Origin of the sequence: Caballeronia sp. J97, from assembly GCF_905220305.1 — a bacterium.
Lineage (GTDB): Bacteria > Pseudomonadota > Gammaproteobacteria > Burkholderiales > Burkholderiaceae > Caballeronia.
The window spans coordinates 70,236-76,556 of record NZ_CAJMZL010000033.1; the positions used below are offsets into that span (position 1 = coordinate 70,236).

A 6,321-nucleotide genomic window follows, 5' to 3' on the forward strand; every position below is an offset into this window, starting at 1 on the left:
GATTAAAGCGCGCGCTTAACGTTTGCGCGTCCCGTCCCTCACTCGACGAGACCGAACTCTTTCATCGCAGGCAGGAAGTCGTGATTGACCTTGTCCGTATTGCGCGAGAGTTTCGCGAGCGCGTAACGCTGAAAGCGATCGAGCTTGCCCCAGCGATCGAGGCTCGGCGCGCTCACGCCGGACAGGCTGCTTTGCCGGATCACGGTTTCGGGCACGGCGTCGGCGTGCATCCAGACCGGATCAGGATCGCGCTCGATCTTCTCTGGCGCGGCGTTCGCGTGCGTCTTCATCATCTCTTCGAGCGCGAGATCGAAATTCTTTTCGAGCCCTGCTTCCTCTTCGATCGGAAAGCGCGCGAGCAGCGCGCGATCTTCGTAAGGAAGCTGCTGCCACTCATTGAGCGTGATGCGCATGCCGAAACGGTCGAGATTGAAGCGCACGGCAAGCGGGATGAAGCGCAGATTGTCAGAGGATTCGACTTCGAATCCGAAGAGACGGGCGGCGTCGTAAAGTCCCATGGCGAAGCCTCGTTGGATTGAGCGGAGGTGCGCGACGCGCATCGCCCGCTTAAGTTATTGTAGGGCCTTGGATCTGGCTGGAACCATTGCAATCTAGCCGCTGTTCACGTCACGATGCGTGCGAACAGCAACGATTGGCAGCAAGTCACATACCCGACTTTACTCGAAGTGAGCGGTCAGGAGCATTGAAGTGAATCAACTCGAAACCGACGACCAACCCGGCTTCGTCGAGCGCCAGGTGCGCAGGCATCGCAAAAACGACAGCGCCATCGCCGCTGACAACGTCGGTCAGGAATGGCCCGTGGCGCTCGTGTACAACGGCATCTCGCACGCGGTGATGATGTGCACGCCGCGCGATCTCGAAGCGTTCGCGGTGGGTTTCTCGCTGACGGAGGGCATCGTCGAGCGCGGCAGCGACATCCACGACATCGAGGTCGCCTTCCACGACGACGGCAGCGTCTTGCCGCATGCCGAAGTGCATCTGCAAGTCGTGCAGCAGGCGTTCGCGTCGCTCAAGGACAAGCGCCGCGCGCTCGCGGGGCGCACCGGATGCGGCGTGTGCGGCATCGAGAGCATCGAATTGCTCGATCTTCAGCCCGAGCAAGTACCGGAGACCGGCTTTCTCGCGCGCCTCGCGCCCGATGCGATCGAACGCGCCGCGCGCGAATTGCCCGCGCATCAGCAATTGACGAAGCTGACGGGCGGCCTGCACGCCGCCGCGTGGTGCGACGAAACCGGCGCCGTGCGCTACGCCTTCGAGGACGTCGGGCGGCACAACGCGCTCGACAAGCTCATCGGCCAGCTGGTTCTGCGTCGCGAGGACACGACGCAAGGTTTCGTGTTCCTGTCGAGCCGCGCGAGCTATGAACTCGTGCGCAAGTCGGCGCGCGTCGGCGTGCCGATGGTCGCGACGATCTCCGCGCCGACCTCGCTCGCCATCTCGATCGCGAAGCAGGCGGGCCTGCGGCTCGTCAGCTTCGCGCGCGAGAACAGCTTCGTCGAATACGACGTCGAATGACGCTGCGCATTCGAACTACTCGAACCGGCTGAAGTCCGGCTTGCGCTTCTCGAAGAACGCCTGAAACGCCTCGCGCGCTTCGGGCGCGACGAGCATGCGCGAGAAGTGCGCGGCTTCGTCTTCCATGCGCGCGATCACTTCGTGCGCCTGCGCGCCCTTCATCAACGATTTCGTCACGCGCAGCGACGACGCCGGCAGCAGCGCGAGCCGCTTCGCCTTGTCGAACGCGTAGGCGTCGAGTTCGGCGGCATCGATCGCGCCGTTCACGAAGCCCATGCCGATCGCTTCGTTCACGTCGAATGCTTCGCCGAGCAGGAGCTTTTCCGCCGCGCGCTGATAGCCCGCCGTGCGCGGCAGCAACAGGCTCGATGCCGCTTCCGGACACAAGCCCAGTTGCGAGAACGGCACCGAGAACTTCGCGCCCGGGCTCGCGTAGACGATGTCGCAATGAAGCAGCATCGTCGTGCCGATGCCCACGGCCGCCCCCGTCACCGCCGCGACGATCGGCTTCGGAAAGCCGCTGATGCGCCGCAGAAACTGGAACACCGGCGCGTCGAATCCCTTCGGCGGATCGTTCAGGAAGTCCTCGAGATCGTTGCCCGCGCTGAACGTCGTGCCGTTCGCGCGGATCAGCACCGCGCGCACGGTCGGGTCCATTTCGGCTTCATACAGGCCGTCGGCCATTTCCTGATACATCGCCGCGGTGATCGCGTTCTTCTTCTCCGGACGATTGAGCACGATGCTCAGCACGCCGTCCGCGCGTTCGATCTGAATTTCCATCTGCTGTCTCCTTCATGGCGGTCCGCGAGCGACGACACTCGCGGACCTTCCTGGATCAAAGCCGCTCGATGATGCCCGCCGCGCCCATGCCGGTGCCGACGCACATGGTCACCATGCCGTACTTGAGGTTGCGCCGGCGCAAGCCGTGCACGACCGTCGATGCGCGGATCGCGCCCGTCGCGCCGAGCGGATGGCCGAGCGCGATCGCGCCGCCGAGCGGATTGACCTTCGATGCGTCGAGACCGAGATCGCCCATCACCGCGAGCGCCTGCGCCGCGAACGCTTCGTTCAGTTCGATCCAGTCGAGATCGTCCTGCTTCAGCCCCGCGGCCTTCAACGCCGCCGGAATCGCTTCCTTCGGCCCGATGCCCATGATCTCCGGCGGCACGCCGCGCACCGCGAAACTCACGAAACGAGCGAGCGGCGTGAGGTTGAATTGCTTGAGGATCTTTTCCGACACGACGATCAGCGCGCCCGCGCCGTCCGAGGTCTGCGAGCTGTTGCCCGCCGTGACCGAGCCCTTGTTCGCGAACACCGGACGCAGCTTCGCGAGACCTTCGACGGACGTATCCGCGCGCGGACCTTCGTCGAGCGCGATCTCGCGTGCGTTCACGCGCACTTCGCCCGATGCGAGATCCGGGAAGCGCTCGTTGAGCGTGTAAGCGGCGATTTCATCGGCGAACTCGCCCGCCTGTTGCGCCGCGAGCGCACGGCGATGCGACTCGACCGCGAACGCATCCTGCGCCTCGCGGCTCACCTTCCAGCGTTGCGCGACCTGCTCCGCCGTCAGACCCATGCCATACGCGATGCCGACATCTTCGCTGCGATCGAAGATATGCGGCGACAGCGACGGCTTGTTGCCCATCATCGGCACCATGCTCATCGATTCGCAGCCGCCGGCGATCATCGCGTCGGCTTCGCCGACACGGATGCGGTCCGCCGCCATCGCGAGCGCGGTCAGGCCCGACGCGCAGAAGCGGTTCACCGTCACGCCGCCGACGCTGTTCGGCAAGCCCGCGAGCAACGCACCCATGCGCGCGACGTTCAGCCCTTGCTCGGCTTCGGGGATCGCGCATCCGACGATCGCGTCCTCGATCACGCTCGTGTCGAGCCCCGGCACCTGCGCGACGGCCGACCTGATCGCGTGGACGAGCAGCTCGTCCGGGCGCGTGTTCCTGAACACGCCGCGCGGCGCCTTGCCGATCGGCGTGCGGCTCGCCGCGACGATATATGCGTCTTGAAGTTGTTTGCTCATGTTTTGCAGCTCCGAAATGTCGCGCGCTTCAGTTGCGAACCGGCTTGCCGGTCTGCAACATGCCCATGATTCGCTCTTGCGTCTTTTGCGTGCCGAGCAGTTCGACGAACGCACGGCGCTCCAGCGCCAGCAGCCATTCTTCGTCGACGAGACTGCCTGCTTCGACGTCGCCGCCGCACACCGCTTCGGCGATGCGGCTCGCGATCAGGTAGTCGTGATCGCTGATGAAGCGCCCGTCGCGCATGTTCACGAGCGACGCCTTGATCGTCGCGATCGCCGAGCGGCCCGCGACCGGCACCTGCTTCGCGCGCAACGGCGGTCGATACCCCGAGTCGGCGAGCGCACGCGCCTGCTTCTTCGCGATGTCGAGCAACTCGTGCACGTTGAAGACGATCGTGTCGGTGGGCTTCAGATAGCCCATCGCGCGGGCATCGAATGCGGACGACGAGACCTTCGCCATCGCCGCGTTTTCGAACGGCTTCTGCAGGAACTTGAGCAGATCGTTCGTCGCGTTGGCGGCGCTCGCCGCTTCCGCCGCGCGCAGCGCCGCTTCTTTGAGACCGCCGCCCGCCGGCACGAGACCGACGCCCACTTCGACGAGACCGATATAGCTTTCGACATGCGCGACGCGCCACGCCGATTGCAGCAGCAATTCGCAGCCGCCGCCGAGCGCGATGCCCGACACCGCCGCCACCACGGGCACGTTCGCGTACTTCACGCGCATCATGCCTTGCTGGAATTTCTTCACGAAGGGCTCGATGCCTTTCGCGCCGCCCATCATGAACGCGGGCATCGCTTCTTCGAGATTCGCGCCCGCCGAGAACGGGCCGCCCGGCGTGCCGAGTTGCAGCGACGCCGGCTGCCAGATCACGACGCCGCGATATGCCTTCTCAGCGAGCTCGATCGCTTGCGTGAGGCCGTCGATCACGCCCGGGCCGATCGTGTTCATCTTCGTCTTGAACGAAACGATCACGACATCGCCTTGATCGTCGTCGAGCCACGCGCGCACGTTCTCCGTTTCGAAAAGCGTCTTGCCGGAGGTCTTCGGATCGGCGCCCGTCTCGCCGACGAGCGGCGCGCGGAACACCTGCTTCTCGTACACGGGCAGGGTCGAGCGCGGCTCGAAGCGCTTCGACTTCGGCGACCACGAGCCTTCGTTCGTGTGCACGCCGTTCTTCTCGGCAACGGGACCGTCGAGCACCCACGCGGGCAGCGGTGCGTTCGAGAGCGCCTTGCCTGCATCGATGTCTTCCTGGACCCACTTCGCGACTTGCTGCCAGCCCGCGGCCTGCCAGCTTTCGAACGGGCCCTGGTTCCAGCCGAAGCCCCAGCGGATCGCGAGATCGACATCGCGCGCGTTGTCGGCGATCGATTCGAGATGCACCGCGATGCAATGGAACACGTCGCGGAAGATCGCCCAGAGGAACTGCGCCTGCTTGTTGTCGGTCTCGCGCAGGAGCTTGAAGCGCTCGGCGGGCGGACGCTTGAGTATCCGGCCGATGAGCTCGTCGGCCTTCGCGCCGCCATCGACGTAAGCGGCAGTCTTCGGGTCGAGCACCTTGATCGCCTTGCCTTCCTTGCGATAAAAGCCCGCGCCCGTTTTCTGGCCGAGTGCGCCGTTCTTGACGAGTGCTTCGAGCACCGGCGGCGTTTTATAGACGGAGAAGAACGGATCGTCGGGAAGGTTGTCCTGCATCGTCTTGATGACATGCGCCATCGTGTCGAGGCCGACGACATCGGCGGTGCGGAACGTCGCCGACTTTGCGCGGCCGAGGCGCGCGCCGGTGAGATCGTCGACTTCGTCGAAGCGCAGGCCGAACTTTTCAGCTTCAGCGATCACCGCGAGGATGGAAAACACGCCGACGCGATTCGCGATGAAGTTCGGCGTGTCTTTCGCGCGCACGACGCCCTTGCCGATCACGCTCGTCAGGAACGTTTCGAGTTGATCGAGGATTTCCGGTTTCGTCGATGCGGTCGGAATCAGCTCGACCAGATGCATGTAGCGCGGCGGATTGAAGAAATGCACGCCGCAGAAGCGCGATTTCAGCTCGTCGGAGAAACCGTTCGACAGTTCCGTGATCGACAGGCCCGACGTGTTGCTCGCGAAGATCGCATGCGGGGCGATGTGCGGCGACACCTTCTTGTAGAGATCGTGCTTCCAGTCCATGCGCTCGGCGATGGCTTCGATCACGAGATCGCATTCCTGCAGTTTTTGGATATCGTCGTCGTAGTTCGCGGGCTCGATGTACTGGGCGTCGTCCTTCACGCCGAAGGGCGCGGGGGACAGCTTCTTCAGGTTCTCGATGGCTTTCAGCGCGATGCCGTTCTTCGGGCCTTCCTTTGCGGGAAGGTCGAAGAGCAGGACTGGCACGCGGGCGTTGATCAGGTGCGCGGCGATCTGCGCGCCCATCACGCCTGCGCCGAGCACGGCGACTTTTTTGATGTTCAGGGTGCTCATGGGGAAGCCTCCGGGGTCGATTGATTTGCTTCGCTTGGTTGTTTGGTTGTTTCGTTCGGTTCTTTTTCGTTCGGTTGCTCGGGCTTTCGTGGAATCCTGTTTCCGTGATCCCGTATTCGTGTCGGTCTATTGGCGCTGCCCCTGTGCGGGGCGGCAGTCACTTTCTTTGCTGCTGCAAAGAAAGTAACCAAAGAAAGCAGCTCTCCCCATCCAAAGTACTCCACACCGGCCGCGGCACAGGCGATTGGCCTAATGGCCCGCCCGTAGCAAGTGCCCTCACAAGCAGAACACA

The 6,321-nt window shown here is 64.0% G+C and carries 5 protein-coding genes; 1 reads left to right on the plus strand and 4 read right to left on the minus strand.

The annotated features are described in order from the left end of the window. Positions 1 to 38: 38 nt before the first annotated feature. Entirely contained in the window at positions 39 to 518 is a 480-nt protein-coding gene (locus U4Y90_RS30175) for a nitrate reductase associated protein (RefSeq protein WP_321800135.1), read from the minus strand. Between the two features lie 190 nt (positions 519 to 708). Between U4Y90_RS30175 and fdhD the strand changes: the two genes are divergently transcribed. Further along, positions 709 to 1,536, plus strand: a complete 828-nt coding sequence (gene fdhD / locus U4Y90_RS30180) for a formate dehydrogenase accessory sulfurtransferase FdhD (RefSeq protein WP_321800137.1) — start codon at positions 709 to 711, stop codon at positions 1,534 to 1,536. A gap of 15 nt (positions 1,537 to 1,551) precedes the next feature. Here fdhD and U4Y90_RS30185 read toward each other — a convergent pair whose 3' ends face one another. Genes U4Y90_RS30185 through U4Y90_RS30195 form a run of 3 tightly spaced genes read right to left on the minus strand, consistent with a single transcriptional unit; the run spans position 1,552 to position 6,029 of the window. Then, positions 1,552 to 2,316, minus strand: a complete 765-nt coding sequence (locus U4Y90_RS30185; RefSeq protein WP_321800139.1) for an enoyl-CoA hydratase — start codon at positions 2,314 to 2,316, stop codon at positions 1,552 to 1,554. Positions 2,317 to 2,371: 55 nt separating this feature from the next. Continuing rightward, the gene (locus U4Y90_RS30190; protein ID WP_321800141.1) at positions 2,372 to 3,571 is read right to left on the minus strand and encodes an acetyl-CoA C-acyltransferase; all 1,200 of its coding nucleotides are present in this window, start codon (positions 3,569 to 3,571) and stop codon (positions 2,372 to 2,374) included. Between the two features lie 28 nt (positions 3,572 to 3,599). Then, complete coding sequence (locus tag U4Y90_RS30195) at positions 3,600 to 6,029, minus strand: 3-hydroxyacyl-CoA dehydrogenase/enoyl-CoA hydratase family protein (protein WP_321800143.1); 2,430 nt, start codon at positions 6,027 to 6,029, stop codon at positions 3,600 to 3,602. Positions 6,030 to 6,321 lie beyond the last annotated feature (292 nt).

What these genes read in the sequence shown, in the direction of transcription:
- U4Y90_RS30175 (WP_321800135.1), bottom strand. Translation starts at nt 518, where the DNA reads ATGGGACTTTACGACGCCGCCCGTCTCTTCGGATTCGAAGTCGAATCC.
- U4Y90_RS30185 (WP_321800139.1), bottom strand. Translation starts at nt 2,316, where the DNA reads ATGGAAATTCAGATCGAACGCGCGGACGGCGTGCTGAGCATCGTGCTC.
- U4Y90_RS30190 (WP_321800141.1), bottom strand. Translation starts at nt 3,571, where the DNA reads ATGAGCAAACAACTTCAAGACGCATATATCGTCGCGGCGAGCCGCACG.
- U4Y90_RS30195 (WP_321800143.1), bottom strand. Translation starts at nt 6,029, where the DNA reads ATGAGCACCCTGAACATCAAAAAAGTCGCCGTGCTCGGCGCAGGCGTG.